The sequence below is a fragment of the Nostoc spongiaeforme FACHB-130 genome (assembly GCF_014698475.1).
In the GTDB taxonomy this organism is placed as follows: domain Bacteria; phylum Cyanobacteriota; class Cyanobacteriia; order Cyanobacteriales; family Nostocaceae; genus Nostoc_B; species Nostoc_B spongiaeforme.
Genome location: NZ_JACJTB010000002.1, coordinates 79628 through 106447 on the forward strand (window position 1 = coordinate 79628; position 26820 = coordinate 106447).

A 26820-nucleotide genomic window follows, 5' to 3' on the forward strand; every position below is an offset into this window, starting at 1 on the left:
TTAATCAAGGGATGGGGTATAAAACAAGTTTCCCTATTCCCTATTCCCCACTCCCTACTCCCCACCGCCTATGTTAGAAGGTTCGATTTTACAACAGCTGGAAACCGCCCATCGCCATAGCACTAGACCAATTCGATTTGGGGTGTATTATAAAAACACTTTAGTTGCTTTGTGTCATGCTCTCGAAGACCACATTTTAGCTGATCAGGATCAACCCTTGGTAATTACAGCTTTCCAACGTGGTAAATGGTATTTGCAAGAAGCCGAAAGATATGCAGACATAGCTAAATGTAGTCGGGAAATAGTAATTATGGCTTCACCCGATGCTGGCTTTGCGGAACATCCTACTAGCAAATTACCCAATGTAGACTTAGTAGCATTAGATTCACCTGATCCGGTGGCGCAGGAATGGCATTTAATTATTCTGTCGCCTGGATATACAGCAATGGTACTTTGTCAAGAATTATCTGAGGCTGATTATGGTGCAGGTGGGCTACCAGTTTCTGATTTAGAACGGAAATTTTACGGGTTGTGGACATTTGAACCGGAATTGGTAAAGGAAACAGCAGAATTAGCGATCGCTCATATTCAACAATACAACCCAGAACTAGCCGCCAAACTTACTACCCACAAAGAAGCAATCCAATCTCGTCTCGCCACACCAGAAGACTTAAGTACAGTCGTCTCTCGCGTTGTTGATTACCTGCAAACTGGGCAAGATAACTTATCAATTCCCACAGCATTGCGTCAAAAAGCCTTAGATAGCAACTTGTTATCTAACGAAATTCAGGCATTTTTGCGGATGGCGCAGTTGATAGATTTAGCAGATATCAACAACCCAATGGCAGCATCGGAAGTTGTCGCCCTTTCCGAAGCAATGGGACAATTATTAGAACTACCAGCTTGGCAAATTAAAAGATTGCGCTTGGCAGGTTTATTACACCGCATAGATCCGCTACAAAAAACCGAAAGTATTCTGACTCCTGGAACATCCACTCGTTACCCAGAAGAAGAAGCACTCAGTTGTCCTTTAACCTGTCCCCTAGTACCAGGCGCACAGGTATTGCGAACCATGCCTCGTTTACGGGCTGTGGCTCAAATTATCACTCACCAAACAGAGTGGTGGGATGGTACAGGCGAACCCGCAGGTTTAGCTGGCGATGAAATTCCCTTAGAATCCAGGATTTTAGCTTTAGTCGCTGAATTTCAATGGCAAGTTAATCAAATTAAATCAGCTAATCAAAGTCGGGAAGAAATATTTGTTCAAGCTTTAGAACAATGCCGACAGCAACAATCAACCCGCTTTGACCCTAAACTAATAGATGCCCTAACTTTGTTAGTCATGGGTTTGCAACAAGGGCTAGACTTACCTGTGATGACAACCAAAGCCAGCAACGGTATGTGGTTACTAGATTCGCGCTGGGATAGCCACAGCAAAAGTAGTGAGGAGATTGGTAGTTACCCCCAATGAACATCGAAGCTATTAAGTCAGGAACCCTCAAACAACTCCCAGGGGTAAACTTAGAAGACGAGGAACTCTCTAAACTCGATTTAAGCCGGATTAATTTTGCAGGTGCTACTCTGGTTGGCACTAATTTTAGTGGTTCCAAACTGGAAGGCGGACATTTAGAAGGAGCCAATTTAATGGGGGCAAACCTGCAAGAAACTGATTTGCGGGCGAATTTGATGGGCGCAAACTTGATGCAAGCCGACTTAACTAGTGCTGACTTGCGTGGTAGTAATTTACGCGGCGCGAACTTAATGGGCGCAACCCTGAGTGATGTCTCGTTAGCAGGTGCTTTTTTAAGTGGTGCGAACTTAATGAATGTCAATTTACAAGGCGTTGACTTGCGTGGTGCTGACTTGCGTGGTGCTAACTTAACTGGGGCAAATCTCAAAGGTGCAGACTTAAGCCGTGCTGATTTGCAAGGAACGCTATTGAGTGAGGCAAATTTGGAAGAGGCTGATTTGCGGGGAGCAAATTTGGCGGGGGCAAATCTTACAGGTGCTAACTTGCTGTGTGCAGAGTTAGAAGGTGCGAATTTAAGCGGAGTTAAGTTAGATAAGGCTTGTTTGGTGGGGACTGTAATTGAGAAGGGTTTGTAATGGCTAAAAATTCAATTCTGAAGTTTTAAAAATTGGTCTATTGACTACAAAGAAAGCTGTAAATATTCTCCGGCTGCAATCCTCTTCATTTTTCAACCTCTATAGTTAAGTTCATAAGCTGTAAAGGTATTGTAGTAAAAGGATTTCTGGATAAAACAAACTTTATATGACCTCTGTTGATTCTAGCAAGCATACAAAAGCCAAAGCCTTAAAACCCGGTAGCCGTCGCCCTGCCAAAGAACTGTGTAGCGAGTGCGGACTATGTGACACATACTATATTCACTATGTCAAGGAAGCCTGCGCTTTTATCACCCAGCAGATAGACACCCTCGAAGAACAAAGCCACAGCCGTTCTCGGAATCTCGACAACCCCGATGAACTTTACTTCGGCGTGCATCAAGACATGATGGCAGCGCGGAAACAGCAGCCCATCGAAGGCGCACAATGGACAGGCATAGTTAGCAGCATTGCCATAGAAATGCTAAATCGTGGCTTAGTTGAAGGCGTTGTCTGCGTCCAAAATACCAAAGAAGACCGCTTCCAACCCATGCCTGTGATTGCTCGTACCCCAGAAGAAATACTGGCAGCACGAGTAAATAAACCAACACTTTCCCCTAACCTTTCTATTTTGGAACAAGTAGAAAAATCCGGGATGAAGCGACTATTAGTAATTGGTGTTGGTTGCCAAATTCAAGCACTCAGGGCAGTAGAAAAAAAACTCGGTCTAGAAAAGTTATACGTATTAGGTACACCTTGCGTAGATAACGTCACCCGTGCCGGACTGAAAAAATTCCTAGAAACCACAAGCCGATCGCCTGAGACAGTAGTACACTACGAATTCATGCAAGACTTCCGCATCCACTTCAAACACGAAGATGGCTCAATCGAGAAAGTCCCCTTCTTTGGCTTAAAAACCAACCAACTCAAAGATGTCTTTGCCCCCTCTTGTATGAGTTGCTTTGATTACGTCAACTCCCTAGCCGATTTAGTCGTTGGTTATATGGGCGCACCCTTCGGCTGGCAATGGATTTTAGTGAGAAATGATACAGGTAAAGAAATGCTGGATTTGGTAAAAGACCAGATAGACACTCAACCTGTAATGTCGCAAGGAAATCGTAAAGAAGCCGTGCAACAAGGTATTCCGGCTTATGACAAAGGCGTAACCTTACCGATGTGGGTGGCAAAAATGATGGGCGTAGTCATTGATAAAATCGGCCCCAAAGGTTTGGAATATGCCAGATTCTCAATTGATTCGCACTTTACAAGAAATTACTTGTATGTGAAGCGGAATCATCCTGAGAAGTTGGAGGCGCACGTACCGGAGTATGCTAAACGGATTGTTGGGCAGTATAAGTTACCGGAGTAGCTGTTTATGCAAAGACGCATAATTCTCAGCGTCTTTGCCTCATATTTCACATTAAGATTTGACACAAAATTTACTTGAGATGTATCCTATAGCATTAAGCGTAAAAAATAAGAAACTTGGGTAAAGTTTTTAATAATTAACATATTCATAACTTTTGCTTAATTTTTAATTGTTAAAAGGTTAATAACCAGCACCTTTAATTTGAAATAACCATCAAAATTAATCAGGAAAACTACTAGCCTATAGTACCTCCTCATGTATGGCATCGTTGAAAAATCCTTTACGCTTCTTTGGCGATATCGAGTCTGTCTCTAAGCTTGGTCTGATCTCATTAGGATTAGCAAGTGCCAGTTTATTGATACTCATTATTCCTAATGTGGTAAATCGTTTTACGGGAACTACACTTACCCTTGCAGCTGGAGATAAACAAGGGGAAAGCTATATTATCAGTAAAGCTATTGAAGAAGTAGTTGAACGCAAATCTAACATCAAAATTGAAGTAAAAGTCACTGGCGGTACAAAAGACAACCTAGAAAAATTAGAAACCGGCGAAGCTCATTTAGCAACAGCTCAGGCTGATGTCATTACAGAAGAAATTAATACATTAATCAACAGTAATCGTCAATTATCTAAACCGGAGCCGCAAATCGCAGAACGTACTGTAGTCGTATTATATAAAGACCTATTTCAGCTAGTTGTTAGATATCCCAATATTAAGAGATTTGTTGATCTTGAGCGTAAAACAATTGCTATACCTGCTAGAGGTGGACAGTATGAATCTTTTCAACAAGTAGCCAAACATTTTAAGTTAAAAGATTTAAAAATTACAGGTTTAGATAGTAATGGTAAGCCTATTCAAGGTTACAGCGACAAATTAGCAGATGAAGATTTTATTAACAAGAAAGCAGATGCTTTATTTCGTGTTCGTGCTTTAGGTAATAAAAGTATATCTGAACTTTTACAAAATGATAGTGTGAGATTATTACCTATTGAACAAGCAGAGGCAATGAAAATTTTATACCCAGCCTTGGAAAGTGCAAAAATACCTGAAGGTGCGTATAAAGGTAATTTGCCAAAACCAGAAGCAGATTTACCAACAATAGCAGCATCGAGGCTGTTATTAGCAAGTGACAAAGTAAATAAAGATGTTATTAAAGAAATTACTCGCATCATATTTGAAAATCGTCGAGAAATAGCTAATGCTGTTTCTCCAGATAATCCAGAAGTCAAACCTTTAGTGGCTACCATTAGTCAGCCAGACACTACAAATAGCCCAGGTTTTCCCCCCCTTCATCCGGGAGCGATCGCATTTTATCAGCAAAGCCAACCCTCATTTATTCAAGAAAATGCTGACTATGTAGCATTGCTGTTGACAGTTGCCTTACTACTGATTTCTTGGCTGCGACAAATCAAAAGCTGGGTGGAAAGCCGAAGAAAAAATGAAGCTGATGAATATATCGAATCAGCCATCAAACTGATGAATAATAATTTAGGTGATGTGAATTTAAGGCAACAGCTACTTGATGAAGCTTTTAACGCAGCCGCTAAAGCTCTAATTCAAGAGAGAATTTCTCAAGAGTCATTTAGAACTTTTAACGAAGCTTATAAAGCTACTAGGGAAGCTCTAGAGCGTGAAACAGAATTTACTCAAGAAAATATAGAACAGAAACAGAGAGAACTAGCAGCTAAATATATCAAAGAAATTGTAGAATTGTTAAACTATGATCTGCAAGACAAGGATTTAATAAAACAAAAAATTGACAGAATTTTAAAAGAAGTAGCACAAAAATTAATCGCAGATGAAATATCTGAAGAATCATTCCGAACTTTTATTGAAGCGTATAAAACTACAAAAGATGCGATTGATCGAAATTAAATAAGCGTTATGAGTTGGAGAGGGGATGAAGAAAAGAAAATTTACCCATCTCCTGAGAACCTACTCGTGATTTCCTACTGCTTCAATCGCCGCCTCTAATGCGATCGCTACATGAGTCCAATGAGTCCCCCCTTGGCAATAAACTATATAAGGCTCCCGCAAAGGCCCATCCGCCGAAAACTCCAAGGTACTCCCCTCAATAAACGTTCCCCCAGCCATCACAACTTTACTCTCATATCCAGGCATAGCATCAGGTATGGGGTCAAGATAGGAACCCACAGGGGAATTTTGCTGCACCGCCTTACAAAAAGCGATTAATTTCTTAGCAGAACCAAGTTTAATTGCTTGAATCACATCACCACGCGGTGCTAACGGCGCAGGATTCACCGGATAACCAAGTTTGTCAAAAACATAACCAGTGAGTAAAGTTCCCTTCATCGCCTCACCCACCATCTGCGGCGATAAAAATAAGCCTTGGAATAACAAGCGATTTTGGTCAAAAGTAGCACCACCGTAACTACCTATACCGGGGGCTGTGAGTCTACAGGCGGAGGCTTCTACCAAGTCAGCCCGACCAGCTAGGTAACCGCCTGCGGTGACAATAGTACCGCCAGGATTTTTAATTAAGGAACCCGCCATTAAATCCGCACCAACATGGGTGGGTTCTTGAGTTTCGATAAATTCGCCGTAGCAGTTATCCACAAAGCAAACAGTATCGGGATTTTGCTGTTTGACAATATGCACAATCTTTTCGATATCCGCAATTGATAAGCTAGGCCGCCAAGAATAACCGCAAGAACGCTGAATTAAAACTAGACGAGTGTTATGATTAACGCTATTACTTAAAGCTTGCCAATCGATAGTTCCTCCTAAAGTTAGCTCCAATTGGCGGTATTTTATGCCAAACTCAATAAGGGAGCCTTGGCCTTCACCCCGTAACCCAATCACTTCTTCAAGCGTATCGTAGGGAGAGCCGACCACTGCTAACATTTCATCACCAGGACGGAGTACACCATATAGGGCGCAAGCGATCGCGTGAGTTCCCGATACAAACTGCACTCGCACGGCTGCGGCTTCTGCACCCATTACTTCCGCAAAAACTTTATCTAAAGTTTCTCGTCCTAAATCATCATGACCATAACCACTCACACTGGCAAAGTGGTGCGCTCCTACGCGCTGATTACGAAAGGCATCCAGGACTCTTTTTAGATTATGCTTGACCTGAGCGTCAATTCCAGAAAAAATCTCTAACAGTGCCTGTTCTGCTTGCCGCATCTGTTCCAAGCTGTTCATTAATGTCCTCATTAGATAAAAAATTATAAATGTGCGGATTGTGCGATCGCGCAGATTAGGCTGAACAATTTCAACACAGGTTACTGCATGACAATTGCTACTTCAACTAAACCTCAAATCAATTGGGTGAATACCCTATTTTTCGTTGGTCTACACATCGGCGCGTTATTTGCCCTTGTTCCTAGCAACTTTAGCTGGACGGCAGTTGGTGTGGGTTTATTACTTTACTGGATAACAGGTGGTTTAGGAATCACCCTAGGTTTTCACCGCCTTGTTACTCACCGCAGTTTCCAAACGCCCAAATGGTTGGAATATCTCTTGGTATTCTTCGGGACATTAGCCTGTCAAGGAGGGCCAATCGAATGGGTAGGTACACACCGCATTCATCATTTATATTCCGATACTGACCCAGATCCCCATGATTCCAATAAAGGCTTTTGGTGGAGCCACATGGGTTGGCTAATTCACAAATGCCCTGCTCATGCTGACGTTCCTCGCTTTACCAAAGATATTGCCGAAGACCCAGTTTATCAGTTTTTAGAAAAATATTTTATTCTCATCCAATTTGCTCTAGGTTTTCTATTGTTGTTTTTGGGTGGCTGGCCGTTCGTTATTTGGGGCATTTTTGTTCGCATTGTCTGGGTTTACCACTGCACCTGGTTAGTCAACAGTGCGACCCACAAATTTGGCTACCGCAGTCATGAATCTGGGGATAACTCAACTAACTGTTGGTGGGTAGCTTTACTCGTTTTTGGTGAAGGCTGGCACAACAATCACCATGCTTTTCAATACTCAGCCCGTCACGGTTTGGAGTGGTGGGAAATCGACTTAACCTGGATGACAATTCAATTTTTACAATTCTTCGGTCTAGCCAAAAATGTAAAACTTGCAGACAAAAAGTCGTAATTCGTTTATCATTTGTCATTAGTTATTGGTCTACCAATGATTAATGACAAAGGTATTTCTGAGTAATCAAAATATCTATCCGCCAAATAATTTTGGGTTTTAGATTATTTAGATGCTGAATTGACCTCACAGATAAATTGGTGACTTTACCATGAAAAACTATTGGTCGGTTCTATCTAAAAGCTACTTACTTCTGTGCTTAAGTAGCTAAAGTTGCTATAATTCAGAGCGTTAATTCAAAAATTTTTACTACAAGTTACTTTTCTGTGACTTGGTGGAGGAGTTTGTTGTTTTTTAGGTTTTCATGACTACATCAATCATCAAGACGCAAGCTATAAATAAAGACCTTAGTAATTCCCAACTAAGGCTCAAAGATATTATCAAAACTTTGCCAAAAGAATGTTTTCAGCAGAATAGGCGTAAAGCTTGGACACAAGTTTTCTTCAATGTTTTGATGGTAGGTTTAGGCTACTATAGTTTGGCAATTTCTCCCTGGTTTCTGTTGCCTCTTGCCTGGATTTTTACAGGGACTGCTTTAACAGGTTTTTTTGTAATTGGACATGACTGCGGTCATCGTTCATTCGCTAAAAGACGCTGGGTAAATGATTTAGTAGGGCATATATTTATGATGCCCCTGATCTACCCTTTTCACAGTTGGCGGATTAAGCACAATCATCACCATAAACATACCAACAAGTTAGATGAGGATAATGCTTGGCATCCTATCCGACCAGAAGTTTTTGCCAATTGGGGTAAAACTCGTCAGTCTGCTTTTAAATTATTCATGAAAAGGCGGCTGTGGTGGGTAGGTTCCATCGGACATTGGGCTGTTGTGCATTTTGATTGGCGCAACTTTAAAGTTAAAGACCAAGGAAGTATTAAACTTTCAGTTGCTGTCGTAGCAATTTTTGCAGCAGTTGTATTCCCTACCCTCATTGCTACAACTGGGATTTGGGGATTTATCAAATTCTGGTTTATACCTTGGATGGTGTACCATTTCTGGATGAGTACCTTCACCATTGTTCACCACACTTTCCCAGATGTGCCGTTTGACAAAGCCAGCAAATGGAATGAAGCAATGGCGCAGCTATTTGGTACTATTCATTGTGATTATCCCCGGTGGGTAGAGTTCCTGTGCCACGATATTAACGTCCACGTCCCACACCACATTTCTACTGCTATCCCCTCTTATAATTTACGCCTAGCTCATAGCAGCATTAAAGAAAATTGGGGAAATTATTTGCACGATGAATTCAAGTTTTCTTGGTCTTTAATGAAACAAATTACAGACCAATGTCAACTGTATGTGACTGATGAGGGTTATCAAACTTTTAACGAATATTACGCAGGTAAATAAACCAAAATCCAGCTAAAATCGCGCTGAATTAATTTCATCTCCTACATGTTAGAGTAGCGAGGTTATTTGTCTGCAAATTAAATAATTCTGGCAATTCTCTATAAATTTTAGTGATTGTTCAGTGAATTGCCAGATATTTTTGTCTTGCGTCTATATCATCAACGCAAGTATCCCAGAGGGGAAGGAAAACCTCTAACAAAGTTCGACTTTATTTTTTATTACAGAATCAAGTGCAATCAACTACTATCCCGTTCGACAGTTCTCGTGTCAATCAAGCTTCTGAGGATACAACTAAACTGCCATTTACTCTTCAGGATTTAAAAGCCGCTATCCCAGAGGAATGTTTTCAACCAAACGTCAGTAAATCACTGTTTTATTTCTTTCGTGACATTCTGATTATTGGTTCACTTTATGCAGTAGCGCATTATCTTGATTCTTGGTATTTTTGGCCTATTTTCTGGTTAATGCAAGGCACAATGTTTTGGGCTTTATTTGTTGTTGGTCATGACTGCGGACATCAATCTTTTTCTAAGCATAAATGGCTCAACGATTTAATTGGCCATTTATCTCATACTCCAATACTAGTGCCTTATCACGGCTGGCGCATCAGCCATAGGACACATCATAAAAATACTGGCAATATCGATAATGATGAAAGCTGGTATCCTGTGAGTGAATCACAGTATAAAGAAATGCCACTGGCGCAGAAAATAGGTCGATATTATTTATTTTTATTGGCTTATCCAGTCTATTTATTTAAGCGTTCCCCTAATAAAGAAGGCTCTCATTTTTCACCTAATAGCCCACTCTTCAAAAAATCAGAGAAATGGGACGTAATCACTAGCACTGTACTCTGGATTGGGATGGTAGGTCTGTTAGCTTTCCTCACCTATCAATGGGGTTGGATGTGGTTGTTGAAATACTACGCTATGCCCTACATAGTGTTTGTGGTTTGGTTAGATTTAGTAACATTTTTACATCACACCGAACCTGATATTCCTTGGTATCGTGGTGATGATTGGACTTTCCTCAAAGGTGCAATTTCGAGTATCGATCGCAATTATGGTTTAGTTAATCATATCCATCACGATATCGGTACTCACGTTGCCCATCACATTTTCTTGAATATCCCCCACTACAACTTGTTGAAGGCAACTGAAGCCATCAAACCTGTGATGGGTGAATATTACCGCAAGTCTGAAGAACCTATTTGGAAGGCTTTATGGCGTTCTTGTGTTAGCTGTCATTTTGTCCCTGATACTGGCAGTAAGGTTTATTACACCTCTCATCATCATTAAAGAAGAATTCAGAAGTCAGGAGTTTTTTACCCTGCGGGAGGCTAATACAAAAGAAGGGGATTTTGACCCTTCCTAAACAATTGTTCAGATACCCGACTTTTTTAAAAAGCCGGGTATTTATTATCTATCAAAATTTGTGTAATGGGCTACTACTTAATGATTTCTTTTTGCTGTTGGTAACGCTGCTTAAATTTCTGTTGCTGTTGTTTATGATCAACTATGGGTTCAGGGTAGCCCACAGCGCGACGTTCTAACGGTGTAATTTTACCAGTTACTAAATATTCAGTATCTATAGAACGTAATTCTGGCAACCATTGACGGATATATTCAGCATCGGGATCAAATTTTTGTGCTTGACTGGCTGGGTTAAAAATCCGCACAGGTTTAGGATCCATACCACTAGAAGCACTCCACTGCCAACCGCCATTATTTGCTGATAAATCACCGTCAATGAGCTTTTGCATAAAGTATTTTTCGCCTAATTGCGGATTAATTAGCAAGTCTTTGGTGAGGAAACTCGCAACAATCATTCTGCAACGGTTGTGCATCCAGCCACTTTCATTTAATTGGCGCATGGCTGCATCTACTATGGGGTAGCCTGTTTTACCTCCGCACCAAGCTTGAAAGTGTGCATCATTGGTTTCCCAAGGAAAGTTTTTAAAGGCATCGCGGTAAGCACCTACAGCTAATTCAGGAAAATGATACATAGCGTGCTGATAAAATTCTCGCCACGCTAGTTCTTGTTGCCAAGTGCGGATACTAGCTGTTGTTTCTTCGCTGCGGCTATTTTCTTGTGCGGCAATTGTGGCTTGCCAAACAGTGCGAATACCAATTACGCCAAATTTCAAAGCGGTGCTGAGTTGAGATGTACCGTCTGTGGCGGGAAAGTTGCGCTGTTCTTGGTATTCGGTAATGGCTTTATAGGTAAATTCGGCTAATCTGGCTTGGGCGGCGGTTTCGCCGGGTGGCAGAATTAAATCACCATCCCAGATAAATCCTAAATCTTTGGCGGTGGGTAATGGAATTGCACCTATATTTTGAGCAATTTCTTGTTCGGCTGGTGTTAGTCCTTCAGCAGTTTCGATGGTTTCTGCTGGTGCTGCTTTGGGTTTACTACTCCAGTTTTTCCAAAAGGGGGTGTAAACAGTGTAAGGCGAATTGCTCCCTGTGCGAACTTCTGTCGGTGTGTGTAAGATTTGATCCCAATTTTCGTTGAGGAATTGAATGCCTTTTTCTTTGAGTGCATTAATTATGGTGCGATCGCGTATTTGCGAGTATGGTTCTACATCCCAGTTCCAAAACACAGCTTTGGCATTCAAAGCAGCTGCTAAAGCTGGAATGGCTTGTATAGGATCAGTATGGAGAATCAAAAGTTGGCTACCAATTTGGGCATATCGCTCTTGTAATGCCTGCAAGCAGCCAATCATATACTCTACCCTTACAGGCGCAACATCATCGCGTTTGAGAATATTGGGATCAAGACAAAATACACCCACCACTTTCGGGCTTTGCTTTCTGGCCGCAGCTAGTCCAGTATTATCCCCAATGCGTAAATCACGGCGATGCCAAAACAGAATTAACTCAGACATTCCATACCTATTACAGTTCACTTGTACTATGCTAAATCCTAGCAGTAAGTAGCCATTATGAACATCTGAGAGGGGCTAGGGAATAGTATTTTTACTCAGCACTCAGTGAGAAATTGCGTGCGCGGGTTCCCCACTTTGAGCAAAGTTTGGTGTGACTCAGCATTTTCAACTCAGTATGCCACAACATAAAATTTCATACTTTATACGTCATACTTCTTCTATTTCTTTAGGCGTTATTTCACAAACTAGTTCGTAAACTACTGTCTTTGGCGGTTCAGCAAATAAAGGCATCATCTGTTTCAAAATTTCTTGATAAACCTCATTGTGATTCGCTTCCATATCTTCTACACTTTCCCAAAAAATTATCGATATACCTCTGTCTGTTCCTGGTTCTTGTAACAGATAGGCTCCTTTGAAACCTGTTGTATAGGTTAATACGGCTTCTTCATAAAGTTTTTTGGCAGCTTCAAATTTACCTGGCTTGAATTCGCCCATTACAACATGAGTAAATTTATGTCTGAGAAAATCCTGAAAGTCCATAAAATTTTTACCTTATTTTCAGTTTTTTTACAGTTTAGCTTGTAATTTAGTTTACAACCTACTGTTGTTTGATTTTTTTATCTGAAGAACTAAAATATCATTATCGAACGCCATGATGGCAAAAATAAGTAAAATTTAAACTTTACTTGATTTAACTTAAATTACTCAATCAAAATTTCAAGCTACAACCAGATAGCGCCAAAAATTTGGGCATTATTTTCGGCAATCTGGCTTTTGATATCACGTCCCGCAAATCAGTTATGATTCAGCATATCTGTGCAGAAAGATAAAACTCTTCCTCCCCCTGCTTCCTACGGTCTTGATGATAAGTCTGTTACCAGACACGATATGACTTGCCATTTTGGCAATTTAATTTTCAAAATCTATCAAAACGGCTTGATTTTTTCTAATTAAGCAGTAAGTAAAAAAAACTTATATTTTCTATAGATTTATTACATAATATGATGTGTAGCTTTTAGAACTTAATTACTGAGATTTTAAGAATAAAATTTTTTGAAACTCTTGCTATTGATAAGTTTAGTAATTTGCTCTAGAGAATAAAAAGCTACATTTATAAGTTATCAAGGCATTTTAAAAACCAGAATTAATACGATTTATTTTTTGAATCAATAGATCATTTCATCAGCATTTGACAATAAAATGAGTTTGACTACCCCCAAATTGGATAAATAGTCTAACACTGAAGATCCATTGACTCTGTAAGCTAGTTTTAGACTTAATTTAAGAAAAAAATGCCATTTTGCAGTTAAATTTGCACAATACTCTATTAAATTTTAATCAATGATATATCACACTGATTTGCTATAGATTGCATTGTCTAACTTGTTTTCAGGTTAAGAACATACATTTAATAAAGAAATTAACTATGCGACTACAAGATCAGCTAATTAATTTGCCGACTTTAGATTATCTGATTAATCCCTCTCCTTTAATGATTAGTCCTGATAGTTATCTAGTCGATGCTATTATCTTGATGAGTCAGAAAAAAACTCAAAATCGGTCTGTGATTGATTTAAATAGATATTTGCAGCCTGAGATTTGGAATCAGCAAGAAAACAGTTGCATCTTGGTTGTAGAAAGTGGATATTTATTAGGAATAATTACAGCAAAAGATGTAGTAAATATCATTGCATCGGGAGTCGATATCACCCAAACCAAGGTGTCTGAGGTAATGGTGACAGCCTTGATAACTCTCAAAGAAAGTTATGCAACAGATATATTCACAGCTTGGTCTCTATTACACCACTATCAAATTAGTTATTTGCCCATTGTAGATTCCCAAGGCCAATTAAAAGGAATTGTTAATGCTAGTGTTTTAATCCAAGCTTTTAACCGCGACACAATACTAGGTATAAAAACAGCTTTGCAGCAACGACAAAATAATTACCGCCAAATTAGTTGCATAAGTTGTTCTATTCACCAACGTCTCCAGCAAGGGATGAAATATAAATCGCCGACATTTACCCCGATTAACGAAGGATTTCAACAGAATCGTAAACAACTTCAGATGGTAGAAGACAAACTGCACCAAACTCAAAATGAGTTAGAAAGACTCATGGCAGAAAACAAGCGGTTGCAGCAAAAAATCTGGGAATACCAAAAAGCTGAAGCAGCTTGGCAAAATCAAGAAAAGCTTGATTGCGAACAAAAAGATGCTGCATTGCGGGGGATTGAGGCTAAATTTCAGCATTTTGCTGAACATATCCAAGCTTTGATTTGGTGGAAAGATCCCCAAGCAAGGCAATTTTTGTATATTAATCCAGCTTATGAAAAAATCTGGGGTCGTTCTCGCCAGAGTTTGCAAGAACAGCCTCTATCGTGGATGGATGCGGTACATCCAGACGATCGCGATCGCGTTGATCAAGTAATGACGCAACATTTGGCTGGAGAACCAACCGAAATTGAATATCGCATTTTACGTCCTGATGGTTTGATGCGTTGGGTGTGGGATCGCACCTTTGCAATGCGGGATCAACAAGGAAATATTTGTTATTACGCGGGTATTGTTGAAGATATCACTGAACGCAAGCATACAGAAGAATCATTGCGTGAGAGTGAAGCCAGACTCAGTGTAGCTTTAGAAGCAGCACATATGGGCATTTGGGAGTGGAAGATTCCGACAGATGAAACTCTGTGGTCTGCCAATATGGGGTCACTTTATGGTTTACCTAATGGGACATTGTGTCCAACAACAACAGATTTTTTGGAGTTAGTGCATACAGAAGATCGGCAAACTTTTACTCAAGCTGTAACTGCTACTCTTCAACAAGGTGTGAAATTTATTGTGGAATATCGGACTGTTTGGCCTGATGGCAGTATTCACTGGCTCAATTCTACAGGTCAACTGTACTACGACGAAAACAACCAGCCCAGCCGATTGACGGGAACAACTACAGATATCGGTGAACGCAAACAAGCTGAACAGCAAATTCAAGAACAAGCCGCCTTACTAGATATTGTCACCAATGCTATCGTCGTGCGAGATTTGCAAAATCAGATTCTTTTTTGGAATCAAGGTGCAGAACGTCTGTATGGTTGGCAAGCCCAAGAAGCAGTTAACCAAAACGCCAATGAACTTTTATTTCAACAGCCTTCAACCAAAATTCTCACAGCAATAGAACAAGTAATTAATACTGGTACTTGGCAAGGCGAATTACATAAAGTTACCAAATCCGGCAAAGAAATTATTGTCGAAAGTCGCTGGACACTGATGAACGACAGCACAGGACAACCCAAATCTATTTTGATTGTTGATACAGATATTACCCAAAGGAAACAATTAGAAGAACAGTTTTTTCGCACCCAAAGATTAGAAAGCCTGGGGACTCTGGCTGGTGGCATTGCCCATGACTTGAACAATATTTTGACTCCAATTTTGGCAGCATCTCAACTATTGCAACTGAAATTTCCCCAAGACAAAGAGCGTTATCATCAGTTAATGGCAATTATTGAAAATAACGCCAAACGTGGTGCAGATTTGGTAAAACAAGTATTATCGTTTGCGCGGGGATTTAAGGGCGATCGCACCATTATTTCCATTAAGCACTTAATTTCGGAAATGCTATTGATTGTCAAACAAACATTTCCCAAATCTATCGAATTTGCGATCAATATTCCTGAACATTTATCGGCTGTCTCTGGAGATATTACCCAGCTACATCAAGTGCTAATGAATTTGGTTGTCAATGCCCGTGATGCCATGCCAGATGGCGGTAAAATTGAAATTTCTGCCGAAAACCGCTTGATTGATCAAGCCTACGCTCAGATGAACTTGGATATTCAAGCAGGAAATTATATCGAGTTAACTATAGCCGATAATGGTATGGGAATGCCTCCAGAAGTATTACATAGAATATTCGAGCCATTTTTTACCACCAAAGAAATTGGTATAGGCACAGGATTAGGTCTTTCGACAGTGCTAGGAATTGTTAAAAGTCATGGTGGTTTTATTAATGTTTCTAGCAAAGTCGGCAAAGGAACTAAATTTCAATTGTTTTTACCAGCAGTGGAAGGCTGTCAAAGAACGAGAAGCGAAAGTTTAGCAGTACCTTTAGGCGCAGGAGAATTAATTTTAGTGGTTGATGATGAAGCAAAAATTCTCGAAATTGCTACCATCGTGTTAGAAAATTACAATTATCAAATTCTGACCGCGAGTAATGGGATTGAAGCGATCGCACTTTATGCCCAACACAAGCACCAAATCAAAGCTGTACTGATGGATATGATTATGCCTGAAATGGACGGATTGACTGCCATTCGTACCCTACAAAAAATGAATCCGCAAGTAAAAATCATTGCTTGTAGTGGGTTTAATCCCCATGAAGGATTGAGCGGAGTTGTCAACGCCAATGTTCAATTAGTTCTGCCCAAACCTTTTACAGCACAAGATTTATTGAACAGTTTACAGTATATCTTAAGAGACGAAAATTAGGTTTTCTGGATTTAACAATTACACATTACTTAATCAATAAAATGGCTAAAGAAATAGAACGGAAGTTTTTAGTGAAGGGAGATACTTGGAGAACACTAGGTAAAGGTAGTGTGTATCGACAAGGATACATTGCTACTAAAAACTCAGTTACAGTCAGAGTGCGGATTGCTAACAACCAAGGTTATTTAACAATTAAAAGTCCAAGTGTGAACTGTTCTCGGTCTGAATTTGAATATGAAATTCCCCTAGCAGACGCAGAGGAAATGTTAGATACATTATGCGATCGCCCGTTAATTGAAAAGGTGCGTTACAAAGTAGAATTAAATGGGTTAATTTGGGAAATTGATGAGTTTGATGGCGATAATAAAGGATTAATTTTGGCAGAAGTTGAACTAACTGATGAACAACAACAAATTGAAATACCAGAATGGATTGGCGAAGAAGTTTCTACTGATGGGCGGTATTTCAATAGTAATTTAGCAAGATTTCCCTTTTCCAAATGGTAAATCGTAACCAAGCGATCGCTTTACCTCTTGAGAAACTAAATATCATATTGATTTAAAAATTTTTGGGGATAATTTTTGTTAAAAAACATTTCAAACCTACTGCTCTCAAATTTTGCAAATATTGTTCTGCTTCATTAATAGCGCCTGTCCAAACTATTGCAATTCCTTCGTTATGGATTCTCAACGTCAGATTGATTGCTTGTTTTTCAGAAATCCTAAAAACCCTGACTAAGGTATTTACAACAGTTTCGATTGAATTAATCTCATCATCCATAACAATAATTGTATGTGTCTCAAATCCACTGAAAATTTTTTGACAGGAGGTTTGTTTTATTCCTCCGGCTCCTTGCTGAACAAGACGTATCAGCAGATAAATTACGATGGTACTAAGAAGAGCAGATATTAATATCCACATAAAATAAAATCATTTATTTTCTTATCTTTTGGCTATTTGCTTTCTGTTTTGCATTGAATGCTTCTGTGCCTGTCCCCCATGATGGATATTTACCCATGACTGCCAAATAGCCAGAAGGAATTCCCCACACAAGGAATCCTACAATTGCCCGACTAAGATTTTGATTACGGAAACTATCAGATACATAAGCAACATAGGTACAAAAAATCATTGCACCAATAAGTCGTAAAGTAATCGGATGACTTTGAGGAAAAAAACAAGCGATCGCAACAATCATACAGAACGCTGCCATTCCGTAAAAAGTAACAGATCCCGCAGGTAAACCACTTGGATCAAGCGCCGTCATAAAGAAACCAGCAGCACAAAGTAAGGCTACTAATCCAATAGCTATACGTGAGCCAAAACTCATCGTTTAATCTCCTAAAACATAGAATACTCTGCGAGGTTTGGATCTTGAGCAGTTCACTCTCCGCTCTTTTCTACCTTGCAGCTTACTAGATGAGTTTGCCCACGAATTGAAGTTGCCTAACGTTTAACGATTCATTTTCCTGGCTAATGTTGTTGCTCAAACCGCTCTAAAATTTTGATTGACAAAAGTATTACCGTCAATAGGCGCTGTTTGCTTTGCAATTGAGATCACACTGCGATCAATTTATTCATTTTCGGTTGCTTCGGCTTCAAATTGAACTTGTCGGTACAAATCAGCGATCGCTATTTCTACATTCACCGATTCCAGTAACATTGTGTCGCCCAAATTATAATCTGATAATACCCATTTTCCCTGTTCGTTGCGGTGAAATACTTCCACACCCGGTTGTGCTACTTGTACTAAGACATATTCTCGCAAAGTCGGAGATTGACGATATGCAGCAAACTTCTTTCCGCGATCGGCTGCTTCCGTTGAAGGCGATAGAACTTCGATAATTAAGCAAGGAAATTGTATCAATTGTGGATCATCATCCCGCTTGTCGCAAGTCACCACCACATCAGGATAAAAATACTTCTGTCCCGGTTCTACCTGCACCTTCACATCTACAATGTATACTTCACAGGTGCGATCGGCTAAAGCATCATCTAAAAGTTTGAAGAAATTTCCCGAAACCCGATTATGGTTGCGCGTCCCACCACTCATGGCGACAACTTCACCATCCCAATATTCGTAGCGTTGTTCTTGGGTGGGTTCCCAAATTAGATATTCGTCTGCGCTGATGAAAATGCGATCGGGTAAAGCAACCATCATTTATACCTTTCACAAAGCATCAATTTCAATATTTTCATAAATATCGATGATTGGAAGATGCGCTGCAAAAGTATTCAAGGACAAAATAACTTGAGAATCATCATATTCTGAGAGTAGCCATTGATTAGCGGCAGTTTTCACATAATGTTCTACATGAATACTGTATTGATCAACAAGTAAATATTCACAGAAGCTTTCAATACTACGGTAAGCAGAAAACTTTTCGCCATGATCATAATCTTGTGTAGATTTAGAAAGAACTTCAGCAATAAAGCAAGGATTTATCACTGTGTCGTTGCGGCCTGTTTGCAGTTGTAGAGGTTTTTCTACAACCATAACATCAGGATAAGTATATATATTACGATTGGGAATCCAAAGCCGTTGATCAGTAGCAAAAATACGGTAAGGTTTTCCGCGCAAAGCAGATTTCAGCAAGGCTGCAAGATTAATTGCTAATTCATTATGATTGGGTGTACCTCCAGTCATAGGAATAATTGCTCCATTACGGTACTCACTCCGCGTTTGGGATGCAATCTCCAGTTCAAGATACTCATCTGAAGTGTAAATTTTTGGTTCAAGTGCCTGTGTCATAGTTTAATTCTAGACTTTTCGCAGCGATCGCCCTTAATTAGATTTCAGATTTAGGTCACGACTAGCCAGAATATTGATAAAGTAGCGATTCATTTGCCTGCCTGACGCTGTTGCTGAAATGCGTGAAAATTTGCTCAAGCCTAAATTACCAAGCAATAATTTCTGGTAAAAAAACTGATCTGGTTGGAGAAGAAACCAGGATAATAAAGCATAATTAACCTTTATAGCTTAGAGCAACTACCATCAGCCAAGATGGTTCAGACTCCAAGCTTTTGATTCAACTTCAGAAATTCACTATGAGTATAGAAAATCTCAATATTGCGCCAGCGTTACGTGTGGGAGTACTGGGTTTTGGTGGACTCGGACAAGCAGCCGCCAAAGTACTTGCTGGTAAACGAGAAATGACTTTAGTAGCAGTGGCAGATCAAAAAGGCTATGCTTACGCTGCGGAAGGGTTAAATTTTAAAGATTGCATTGCCATTTATCAGTCGCAAGGTTCTGTAGGTTATTTAGAATCAGTCGGGACATTAACAAACAACAGTATTCAAGATTTAATTGATACCGCTCAACCTGTAGATGGGTACTTTTTGGCATTGCCTAACTTACCCAATGATTTTATCCCTTCCGTAGCGCGGCAGTTTATTCAGTCTGGTTGGCGTGGTGTATTAGTAGATGCAATTAAGCGCACCAGTGCGGTAGAACAGCTAATTGCAATGAAAGACGAATTACAAGCCGCAGGTATTACCTACATGACAGGATGTGGTGCAACACCAGGACTGTTAACCGCCGCCGCCGCCTTAGCCGCCCAAAGCTACGCCGAAATTCACAAAGTTGAGATTACCTTTGGTGTCGGTATTGCCAACTGGGAAGCTTACCGCGCCACCGTTCGGGAAGATATTGGTCATATACCCGGTTATACTGTAGAAACGGCACGGGCAATGACTGATGCAGAGGTAGAAGCATTATTAGATAAAACCAATGGCGTGTTGACCTTAGAAAACATGGAACACGCCGATGATGTGATGTTAGAGTTAGCTGGAATAGTAGAGCGCGATCGCGTTACTGTTGGCGGTGTAGTTGATACTCGCAATCCCAAAAAGCCCCTCAGCACCAATGTTAAAGTTACAGGGCGCACCTTTGAAGGTAAAATTTCCACCCATACCTTTACATTAGGCGATGAAACCAGTATGGCAGCAAACGTCTGTGGCCCTGCATTTGGTTATCTCAAAGCAGGAATGCAACTACATAAACGCGGCATTTACGGCATATTCACCGCAGCTGAAATCATGCCTCAGTTTGTGAAATAAGCTGCTGGAGGCCAGAGGCTGGAGGCTGGAGGCTAGAAGTAGAGAAGAGATTAAGGGGCTGTTTCTTCTCCTCTTAACCCTAGCGCCTATCCCTAGTCCCTAGCCTCTAGCCCCTCTTCCTCTCTTCGTTCCTCTTCTAATAGCAAATATGATGTTTGCATCACAAATGGCAACTCTGCACCGATCAGACCTCGTTGAATGCGTTCTGATGTTTCACTAAACACTACAAACAACGGATATATAGTATTTGCACCTTCACTTAATATATGACTATGGCGAGGTGGCATTAACCATTCATAGTCTTGATCTAAGAAAATTTGTGTTTGTCGCCAACGTCCCAACAAATCAGAAAAATCTTCATGGGGACGGTGAATAAAGATTAAGATTTCGGCTCCAGTTTTAATTTTCCATTCTGGATCGCACATTAAAATTGCCACATCACATGGTAGACAAATGGCCTGGGGAACCTCGGAAACAGTTTTACGCAGACGAACAATAGGTAAAGGAATAGTAATTACGCTTTCATCTGGGCGACGCAAACTAGGAATCATTTCTAGGTATGGTCGGTATTGTTTGAGGAGAGCGATCGCTGCTTGATGATTACTATACTCTGCCAAGCTGGCTTCATAGTGAGATTTCTGCACAGGCATAATTTTATAAAGTATGAATTATAAAGTGTGAAGGATGAAGTTTCATACTTCATCCTTTTGCTTTTTATCCCAGCTTTTCAAACACCTTGAATAGTGGCAAATACATCGACATCAAAATAGTACCAACCATACTTCCTAAAACCAAAATCATGATTGGTTCAAGAACACTAGTGAGAGCTTTTACTGCTTGCTCAACTTCATCTTCATAGAAATCAGCAACTTTCATTAACATCCCATCTAATTCTCCCGTTTCTTCACCAATACTAATCATTTGGATTGCCATTGCTGGAAAGACATTCGCTTTTTGGAGAGCAAGACTGATCATTCCGCCTTGTTGAACTTCTGCACGAGCGCCATCTATAGCATTCGCAATAACTTGATTTCCTGATGTATCTCGGACAATTTCTAAGGAAGTCAAAATCGGTACGCCTGAACGAGTCAGAGAACCAAAAGTCCGGCTAAATCTAGCTACGGAAGATTTTTGAATCAAATCACCAAATAAAGGCATTTTGAGAGATAAACGGTCAATAGTTTCTCTACCAACACGAGTTTTATAGTACTGACCATAAGCAAATTTTGCAGCAGAAACAGCACCAATAATAATGAAAACTTTCCAACTTCTTAAAATTTCACTACAGGTCATCAAAAATTGAGTTAAAGCAGGCAATTCTGTACCTAATTCGATAAATATTTTCGCAAAAATAGGTAACAGAAACACTGTCATTCCCACAAAGATGACGATAGCAATACAACCCACAACCACAGGATAAGCTAATGCGGATTTAATCTGGTTTTGTAATCTCGCTACATCTTCTAGTAGTTTAGCTAAACGATTGAGTACTTCATCTAAAACACCCCCAACTTCCCCAGCTTGAATCATACTGACATATAAACCATCAAAACAGTCAGGATGCTTCCGCATAGAATCGGAAAGATTGACACCACTCTGCACATCATTACTAATATCAATGAGTGCTTGTTTCATCTTTGGATTGGTACACTGCTCTGCCAGTACCCCCAAACCTCTAACAATTGCAACGCCCGCATTGACTAAGGTCGCAAGTTGTCGAGAAAAAACTGCTTTTTCTTTAACTTGAACCTTAACAAATGAATTCTTAATTTTTTGGATATCAAAACTGAATGCCAAGCCTTGAGATTGTTTGAGTTCTTGAACGACAAAACCTTTATCTCTAAGATTAGTACGGGCTTCGGCTAGAGATTCAGCAACGATTTTTTCAGTTCGAGATTTTCCTTGAGGATCTCGAATTTTGGCAATGAAGGTTGGCATAGATAGATGAATTCAAAATTCAAAATTTTAAATTTGGTCAATCAGCAATAATTAATAGTCAATTATTCGTTGGCTATTAATTATTACTTGTCTGATTCCGCATGAAATTTTAGTGAGCTTTAGCAGCACCAGGTTTTGCTCCGGCTGGGGGTGTTGATGCACCAATCAAACGTTGAATTTCATCTGGCTTGGAAGTCTTAGACATTGCAGCTTCAAAAGAAATAGTTCCAGCTTTGTAGTAATCAGCTAAAACTTTCTCTAGAGTTTGCATTCCTAATTTACCCCCAGTCTGAATTGCTGAGTAAATCTGTGAAGTTTTACCTTCTCGAATCAAGTTAGAAATAGCCGGAGTCACAATTAGAATTTCTTGGGCCATGACTCGACCATACTCCCCTGGTTTGGGGTTTTTCTTCGGTACTAAGGTTTGGCTAAATACGGCAACAAGGGAGTTAGATAACTGTACTCGTACTTGAGTTTGTCTTTCATGGGGGAAAACGTCGATAATCCGGTCAACTGTTTGGGCGGCGGAACTAGTGTGTAGTGTGCCGAATACCAAGTGACCTGTTTCGGCGGCGGAGATTGCCAAAGAAATTGTTTCTAAATCCCGCATTTCCCCCACCAGCATAATGTCTGGATCTTCACGGAGGGCGGCTTTCAAGGCGTTAGCAAAACTCTTTGTATCTTCGCCCAATTGTCGTTGGTGAACTAAGCTTTTAATTGGTTCGTAGACAAATTCAATTGGGTCTTCTACCGTCAAAATATGTTCGGCTTTAGTACGGTTAATCAAGTCAATGATGGCGGCAAGAGTTGTTGTTTTGCCAGAACCTGTAGGGCCTGTCACCAAAATTAAGCCTCTGGGCTTATCTGCCATTTCCCGGACAACATCTGGTAGACCCAATTTTTCAAAGTTAGGAATTTTGGAACTTAACGCCCGTAAACAAGCTGCATAAGAGCCTCGTTCTTTGTAAACATTCACCCGAAAACGTGCCAAACCCTTTACGCCATAAGAACAATCTAATTCCCAGGTTTGTTCTAGAGTTTTACGCTGGGTATTGTTGAGCATACTAAAAATTAATCTTTGGCATTGATCATTAGTCAAGACTTGATCGCCAATGGGTGTGAGTTTACCACTAATGCGGAAGTAGGGAGGCAACCCCGCAGATAAGTGCATATCCGAACCACCCATTTCAATCATTTGTTCCATCAAGTCTTCAATCATCATTTCCATAGTTCTGCTTCCTTTGTGTCATTTGTCATTTGTCATTTGTCATTTGTCATTTGTGTTTACTAATGACTATTGGCAATTGACCAATCATTAATCTTGAAATCTGGGTGTCATACAGTAGGGACAATCCAACCATTCGGGTTGTAGTTCAGCACTACAGGTTCGACAGGTCAGGCCAGTCTTTCGTTTGGCTTTTAATTCTGCTTCTAAGCCTGTATCGGTAAACGTCACCCGATCAACTTCTTCTAAGGTGGTGGCTCCTTGACGTACTAAATCTAAGCTGTAGGCCAATAGGGTTTTCATCCCTTCCTCTACAGCCACTTCTTTAATGCGTTCTGTGGGTGCTTCTTGGTTAATCAAGGTTTGGAGGTTTTCCGAGACACGCATCACTTCATACACGCCACAGCGTCCTTTGTAACCAACACCATTACAGGTTGGGCAAAGATGATTTGTGGCTTTGGCATTGGTTAAGGCTTCGGCTGTCAAAGTATTCGCTTTATAGAAGGTGAGTTCTACCTCTTGGGAAGTCGATAGACCATAGCGAGCCAGTTCTTCTGGTGTGGGAGTGTAGGGAATGCGACAGTCTGAACAGACTCGCCGCACCAAACGTTGTGCTAACACACCAATTAAAGAACTAGAAACCATAAATGGTTCAATGCCCATTTCACCTAAACGAGCGATCGCACCCGGAGCATCGTTAGTGTGTAAGGTAGTTAATACTAAGTGACCTGTTAACGCCGCTTCAATCGCTGTTTTGGCAGTTTCTTTATCCCGCGTTTCCCCCACCAGCAACACATCCGGGTCTTGTCGCAAGAAAGCTCGCAGTGCTGTGGCAAAATCCAATCCTTTTTCTCGAATTACCTGTACTTGGGTAATCCCTGGCAAACTATACTCAATCGGGTCTTCAACTGTACTGATATTAATTCCCGGTGAGTTCTTTTCCGCCAATGCTGAGTACAACGAAGTTGTTTTACCAGAACCCGTTGGCCCAGTTACCAAAATCAGACCAAAGGGACGACTCACCATTTCCTGAACAATACTCAAGGTTTCAGGATCAGTGATTAACTTATTCAATCCCAATTGGGTAGAAGAGTTATCCAAAATCCGCAGTACAACCTTTTCCCCATAACGACTGGGCAAGGTATTCACTCGGAAGTCTACCTTTCTACCTTCAAACATCCGGCGAATGCGTCCGTCTTGAGGTACACGCCGTTCAGCAATATCTAAGCTGGCAATAATTTTAAATCTGGCTGTAACTGCTGGAATAATTTTTTTCGGCATGGGATCGAAAGCTTCACGCAAGACACCATCCTTGCGAAACCGAACACGAAGGTTTTCTTCTTGCGGCTCGACGTGAATATCCGAAACCTTCTCGTGCAATGCCTTAGCCAGAATGCGGTTCACCAAGTTGATGACGGGAGCATCTTCTGCTCCCTTCATTGCTGATCCCAAATCAGCATCCATTTCGTCGGGAGCGTCATCTAAGCCTAAATTGCCGAGATTTTCTAAATCTTGATTGATATCTGTAAACTTTTCTTGTTCCAGATGTTTTTGCTTCACAGCTAAATCATCCAAATATTGGTTGATTAACTGCTGATAATCTTCTTGAGTAATCACCATCCGCTGCAATGCCAAACCTTGGGGGCGCAAGATGCGATTGAGATCATCCGAAGCTTCTAAGTTATCCGGATCGACCATTGCCACTAAAACGCTTGGAGGGTTTTGGTCTTCGTTTTTAGACAGGGGTACTAAGCGGTGGCGACGGCAAATATCAACCGGGATCAGGGTTTCAATCAGGCTGCCGACGTTGGTATTGCCAATAGCATTGATTTCCGGATCAAGAGATTCAACACCGTATAGTATTTTAAGTTCAAATAGTTGTTGTTTTTTATACTGTCTAAGAAATTCCGGTGATAGTTGTCGCCCAGTGATCGACTCCAGCACTTCCGTCAGGGGTCTGCCAGATTTGCGACTTTCAATCAGTGCCTGTCTCATCTGTTCGCTATTAACATAGCCAGATTGCACTAGCTTACTGCCGAATGGCGAAAACTCTGTTCGGGTCGTGAGAGCGGTACTGCGCCGTTGTGGTGACGATTGAGTCATAGGTGAGCAATTAGTAGGGGAAAACCTCTGCTTAGAGTATTCCCAAGCTACGGCTCAGAATTTTCATTTAAACTTAATAAAATTTCGATTGAAGTTTGAAGTATGAAGTATAAAGTCTGAAATTTACACTTCATACTTTATCCTTGGTCGTTCGGGTTCCCGTCCTGAGAGAGTATGCGCTAATATATTCACCATTTGTCACAATAAGATGACGGTGATATCACTTCCAGAACAATTTTGACAATCAAATCTCCTTCCACGGTGATTTATTGTCCACAAGAGGATCTGGAATAGACCATGATGGACGAAAATAAACAGGTAAACAATACAAGCCAGCAATTGGGTGAACCAACAGAGGTAAAGCAAGACATGATGAGCGACTCCCCAGCCCAAATCAACTCCAACGAATCTGGCAGCGAAGTTACTGAGCAAGTGGCAGCCACAAGCAATGTATCAGGAGATACGGCTGCGCTCAATCAAGAAGATGGCTTCGCTGCTACCGAGAAAACACCAGCAGACACGGCAGCTTTGACAGAATTGACTCAACAAATAGAGTCTCTCAAGGCGCAGGTAGAAGAACGTAGTAGTCAGTACATGAGGATTGCGGCAGATTTTGAAAATTACCGCAAACGTACTAGCAAAGAAAAAGAAGAGCTAGACGTACAAGTGAAGCGGAATACAATTTTAGAACTACTGCCAGTGGTCGATAATTTTGAACGGGCGCGAGCGCACCTCAAGCCACAAACTGACGGTGAGATGACAATTCACAAAAGTTATCAAGGAGTTTATAAACAATTAGTGGATTGTCTGAAACGCTTGGGAGTATCACCGATGCGGCCGGAAGGTGAACAGTTTGATCCGAACCTTCATGAAGCAGTAATGCGCGAACCTACGGATGAACATCCAGAAGGAACAGTGTTAGAAGAGTTAGTACGCGGATATTATATAGGCGATCGCGTGCTACGTCATGCAATGGTCAAGGTGGCTGCTCCGAAGGATGATACACCGTCTGCACCTGAAGATCAGTCGAGTCCAGCTAACAGTTAAACTGCATTTGTCTGCCTCGCTGACTGTCCCTTCGTACAAAGTAAAAAAGCCAAAGTAAAAACAATTATGAATAAAGTTCTTGTTTTTACCTTTTCACTTTTTACTTTTATGAAGTGCGTACTTAGGTCATACACGGGCGAGCAGTGTATATTTCAAAAAGGAAAG

At 40.7% G+C, this 26820-nt stretch carries 22 protein-coding genes; 11 read left to right on the plus strand and 11 right to left on the minus strand.

Features of this window, described 5'->3' with window-relative positions; all coding sequences use genetic code 11:
- Positions 1 to 70: 70 nt before the first annotated feature.
- The 4 genes from H6G74_RS02590 (at position 71) to H6G74_RS02605 (ending at position 5348) form a co-directional block, all read left to right on the plus strand.
- Positions 71 to 1471, plus strand: coding sequence for a DICT sensory domain-containing protein (locus H6G74_RS02590; RefSeq protein ID WP_190966177.1), 1401 nt, complete (start codon positions 71 to 73; stop codon positions 1469 to 1471).
- Entirely contained in the window at positions 1468 to 2106 is a 639-nt protein-coding gene (locus tag H6G74_RS02595) for a pentapeptide repeat-containing protein (protein WP_190966178.1), read from the plus strand. Before H6G74_RS02590 ends, H6G74_RS02595 begins: the two co-directional genes overlap by 4 nt.
- 166 nt (positions 2107 to 2272) lie before the next feature.
- Positions 2273 to 3472 (plus strand): Coenzyme F420 hydrogenase/dehydrogenase, beta subunit C-terminal domain, encoded by a 1200-nt coding sequence (locus tag H6G74_RS02600; RefSeq protein WP_190966179.1) that lies wholly within the window; start codon positions 2273 to 2275, stop codon positions 3470 to 3472.
- Between the two features lie 259 nt (positions 3473 to 3731).
- Positions 3732 to 5348, plus strand: coding sequence for a TAXI family TRAP transporter solute-binding subunit (locus H6G74_RS02605; RefSeq protein WP_190966180.1), 1617 nt, complete (start codon positions 3732 to 3734; stop codon positions 5346 to 5348).
- A gap of 60 nt (positions 5349 to 5408) precedes the next feature.
- On the opposite strand, the gene H6G74_RS02610 is transcribed toward H6G74_RS02605, so the two are convergent.
- The gene (locus tag H6G74_RS02610) at positions 5409 to 6641 is read right to left on the minus strand and encodes a methionine gamma-lyase family protein (RefSeq protein ID WP_190966181.1); all 1233 of its coding nucleotides are present in this window, start codon (positions 6639 to 6641) and stop codon (positions 5409 to 5411) included.
- An 87-nt stretch (positions 6642 to 6728) separates the two neighbouring features.
- Here H6G74_RS02610 and H6G74_RS02615 point away from each other — a divergent pair, with 87 nt between their 5' ends.
- The 3 genes from H6G74_RS02615 to H6G74_RS02625 all read left to right on the plus strand — a co-directional run bounded on the left by H6G74_RS02615 (position 6729) and on the right by H6G74_RS02625 (position 10202).
- Positions 6729 to 7547: an acyl-CoA desaturase gene (locus H6G74_RS02615; RefSeq protein ID WP_190966182.1), complete on the plus strand. Its 819-nt coding sequence runs from the start codon at positions 6729 to 6731 to the stop codon at positions 7545 to 7547.
- A gap of 304 nt (positions 7548 to 7851) precedes the next feature.
- Positions 7852 to 8904 (plus strand): fatty acid desaturase, encoded by a 1053-nt coding sequence (locus H6G74_RS02620; RefSeq protein ID WP_190966183.1) that lies wholly within the window; start codon positions 7852 to 7854, stop codon positions 8902 to 8904.
- A gap of 230 nt (positions 8905 to 9134) precedes the next feature.
- Positions 9135 to 10202 (plus strand): fatty acid desaturase, encoded by a 1068-nt coding sequence (locus H6G74_RS02625; protein WP_190966184.1) that lies wholly within the window; start codon positions 9135 to 9137, stop codon positions 10200 to 10202.
- A 149-nt stretch (positions 10203 to 10351) separates the two neighbouring features.
- On the opposite strand, the gene H6G74_RS02630 is transcribed toward H6G74_RS02625, so the two are convergent.
- A complete protein-coding gene (locus H6G74_RS02630; RefSeq protein WP_190966185.1) occupies positions 10352 to 11791 on the minus strand; it encodes a deoxyribodipyrimidine photo-lyase, 8-HDF type in 1440 nt (479 codons plus the stop codon).
- Positions 11792 to 11998: 207 nt separating this feature from the next.
- Positions 11999 to 12331: an antibiotic biosynthesis monooxygenase gene (locus tag H6G74_RS02635; protein ID WP_190966186.1), complete on the minus strand. Its 333-nt coding sequence runs from the start codon at positions 12329 to 12331 to the stop codon at positions 11999 to 12001.
- A gap of 886 nt (positions 12332 to 13217) precedes the next feature.
- Between H6G74_RS02635 and H6G74_RS02640 the strand changes: the two genes are divergently transcribed.
- Together H6G74_RS02640 and H6G74_RS02645 are read left to right on the plus strand one after the other, a co-directional pair.
- The gene (locus tag H6G74_RS02640; RefSeq protein ID WP_190966187.1) at positions 13218 to 16283 is read left to right on the plus strand and encodes a PAS domain-containing protein; all 3066 of its coding nucleotides are present in this window, start codon (positions 13218 to 13220) and stop codon (positions 16281 to 16283) included.
- Positions 16284 to 16324: 41 nt separating this feature from the next.
- Complete coding sequence (locus H6G74_RS02645) at positions 16325 to 16789, plus strand: CYTH domain-containing protein (RefSeq protein ID WP_190966188.1); 465 nt, start codon at positions 16325 to 16327, stop codon at positions 16787 to 16789.
- A gap of 52 nt (positions 16790 to 16841) precedes the next feature.
- Here the strand turns inward: H6G74_RS02645 and H6G74_RS02650 are convergent, their stop codons facing one another.
- The 4 genes from H6G74_RS02650 to H6G74_RS02665 all read right to left on the minus strand — a co-directional run bounded on the left by H6G74_RS02650 (position 16842) and on the right by H6G74_RS02665 (position 19035).
- Positions 16842 to 17204, minus strand: a complete 363-nt coding sequence (locus H6G74_RS02650) for an ATP-dependent Clp protease adaptor ClpS (RefSeq protein WP_190966189.1) — start codon at positions 17202 to 17204, stop codon at positions 16842 to 16844.
- 13 nt (positions 17205 to 17217) lie between these two features.
- Positions 17218 to 17613 (minus strand): hypothetical protein, encoded by a 396-nt coding sequence (locus H6G74_RS02655; RefSeq protein ID WP_190966190.1) that lies wholly within the window; start codon positions 17611 to 17613, stop codon positions 17218 to 17220.
- 243 nt (positions 17614 to 17856) lie between these two features.
- The gene (locus tag H6G74_RS02660) at positions 17857 to 18441 is read right to left on the minus strand and encodes a Uma2 family endonuclease (protein ID WP_190966412.1); all 585 of its coding nucleotides are present in this window, start codon (positions 18439 to 18441) and stop codon (positions 17857 to 17859) included.
- 12 nt (positions 18442 to 18453) lie between these two features.
- The gene (locus H6G74_RS02665; RefSeq protein WP_190966191.1) at positions 18454 to 19035 is read right to left on the minus strand and encodes a Uma2 family endonuclease; all 582 of its coding nucleotides are present in this window, start codon (positions 19033 to 19035) and stop codon (positions 18454 to 18456) included.
- A 296-nt stretch (positions 19036 to 19331) separates the two neighbouring features.
- Here H6G74_RS02665 and bioU point away from each other — a divergent pair, with 296 nt between their 5' ends.
- A complete protein-coding gene (gene bioU / locus H6G74_RS02670; RefSeq protein WP_190966192.1) occupies positions 19332 to 20342 on the plus strand; it encodes a (S)-8-amino-7-oxononanoate synthase BioU in 1011 nt (336 codons plus the stop codon).
- Positions 20343 to 20434: 92 nt separating this feature from the next.
- On the opposite strand, the gene H6G74_RS02675 is transcribed toward bioU, so the two are convergent.
- The 4 genes from H6G74_RS02675 to H6G74_RS02690 all read right to left on the minus strand — a co-directional run bounded on the left by H6G74_RS02675 (position 20435) and on the right by H6G74_RS02690 (position 25608).
- Positions 20435 to 20992 (minus strand): hypothetical protein, encoded by a 558-nt coding sequence (locus H6G74_RS02675; protein ID WP_190966193.1) that lies wholly within the window; start codon positions 20990 to 20992, stop codon positions 20435 to 20437.
- A gap of 64 nt (positions 20993 to 21056) precedes the next feature.
- Entirely contained in the window at positions 21057 to 22280 is a 1224-nt protein-coding gene (locus H6G74_RS02680; protein WP_190966194.1) for a type II secretion system F family protein, read from the minus strand.
- Positions 22281 to 22389: 109 nt separating this feature from the next.
- On the minus strand, positions 22390 to 23508 hold the full coding sequence (locus H6G74_RS02685; RefSeq protein ID WP_190591481.1) for a type IV pilus twitching motility protein PilT: 1119 nt from the start codon (positions 23506 to 23508) through the stop codon (positions 22390 to 22392).
- 87 nt (positions 23509 to 23595) lie between these two features.
- Complete coding sequence (locus tag H6G74_RS02690; protein ID WP_190966195.1) at positions 23596 to 25608, minus strand: GspE/PulE family protein; 2013 nt, start codon at positions 25606 to 25608, stop codon at positions 23596 to 23598.
- Between the two features lie 297 nt (positions 25609 to 25905).
- Here H6G74_RS02690 and grpE point away from each other — a divergent pair, with 297 nt between their 5' ends.
- Positions 25906 to 26655 carry a nucleotide exchange factor GrpE gene (grpE, locus tag H6G74_RS02695; RefSeq protein WP_190966196.1) on the plus strand — a complete coding sequence of 250 codons (750 nt, stop codon included), beginning with the start codon at positions 25906 to 25908 and terminating at the stop codon, positions 26653 to 26655.
- Positions 26656 to 26820: the final 165 nt, after the last annotated feature.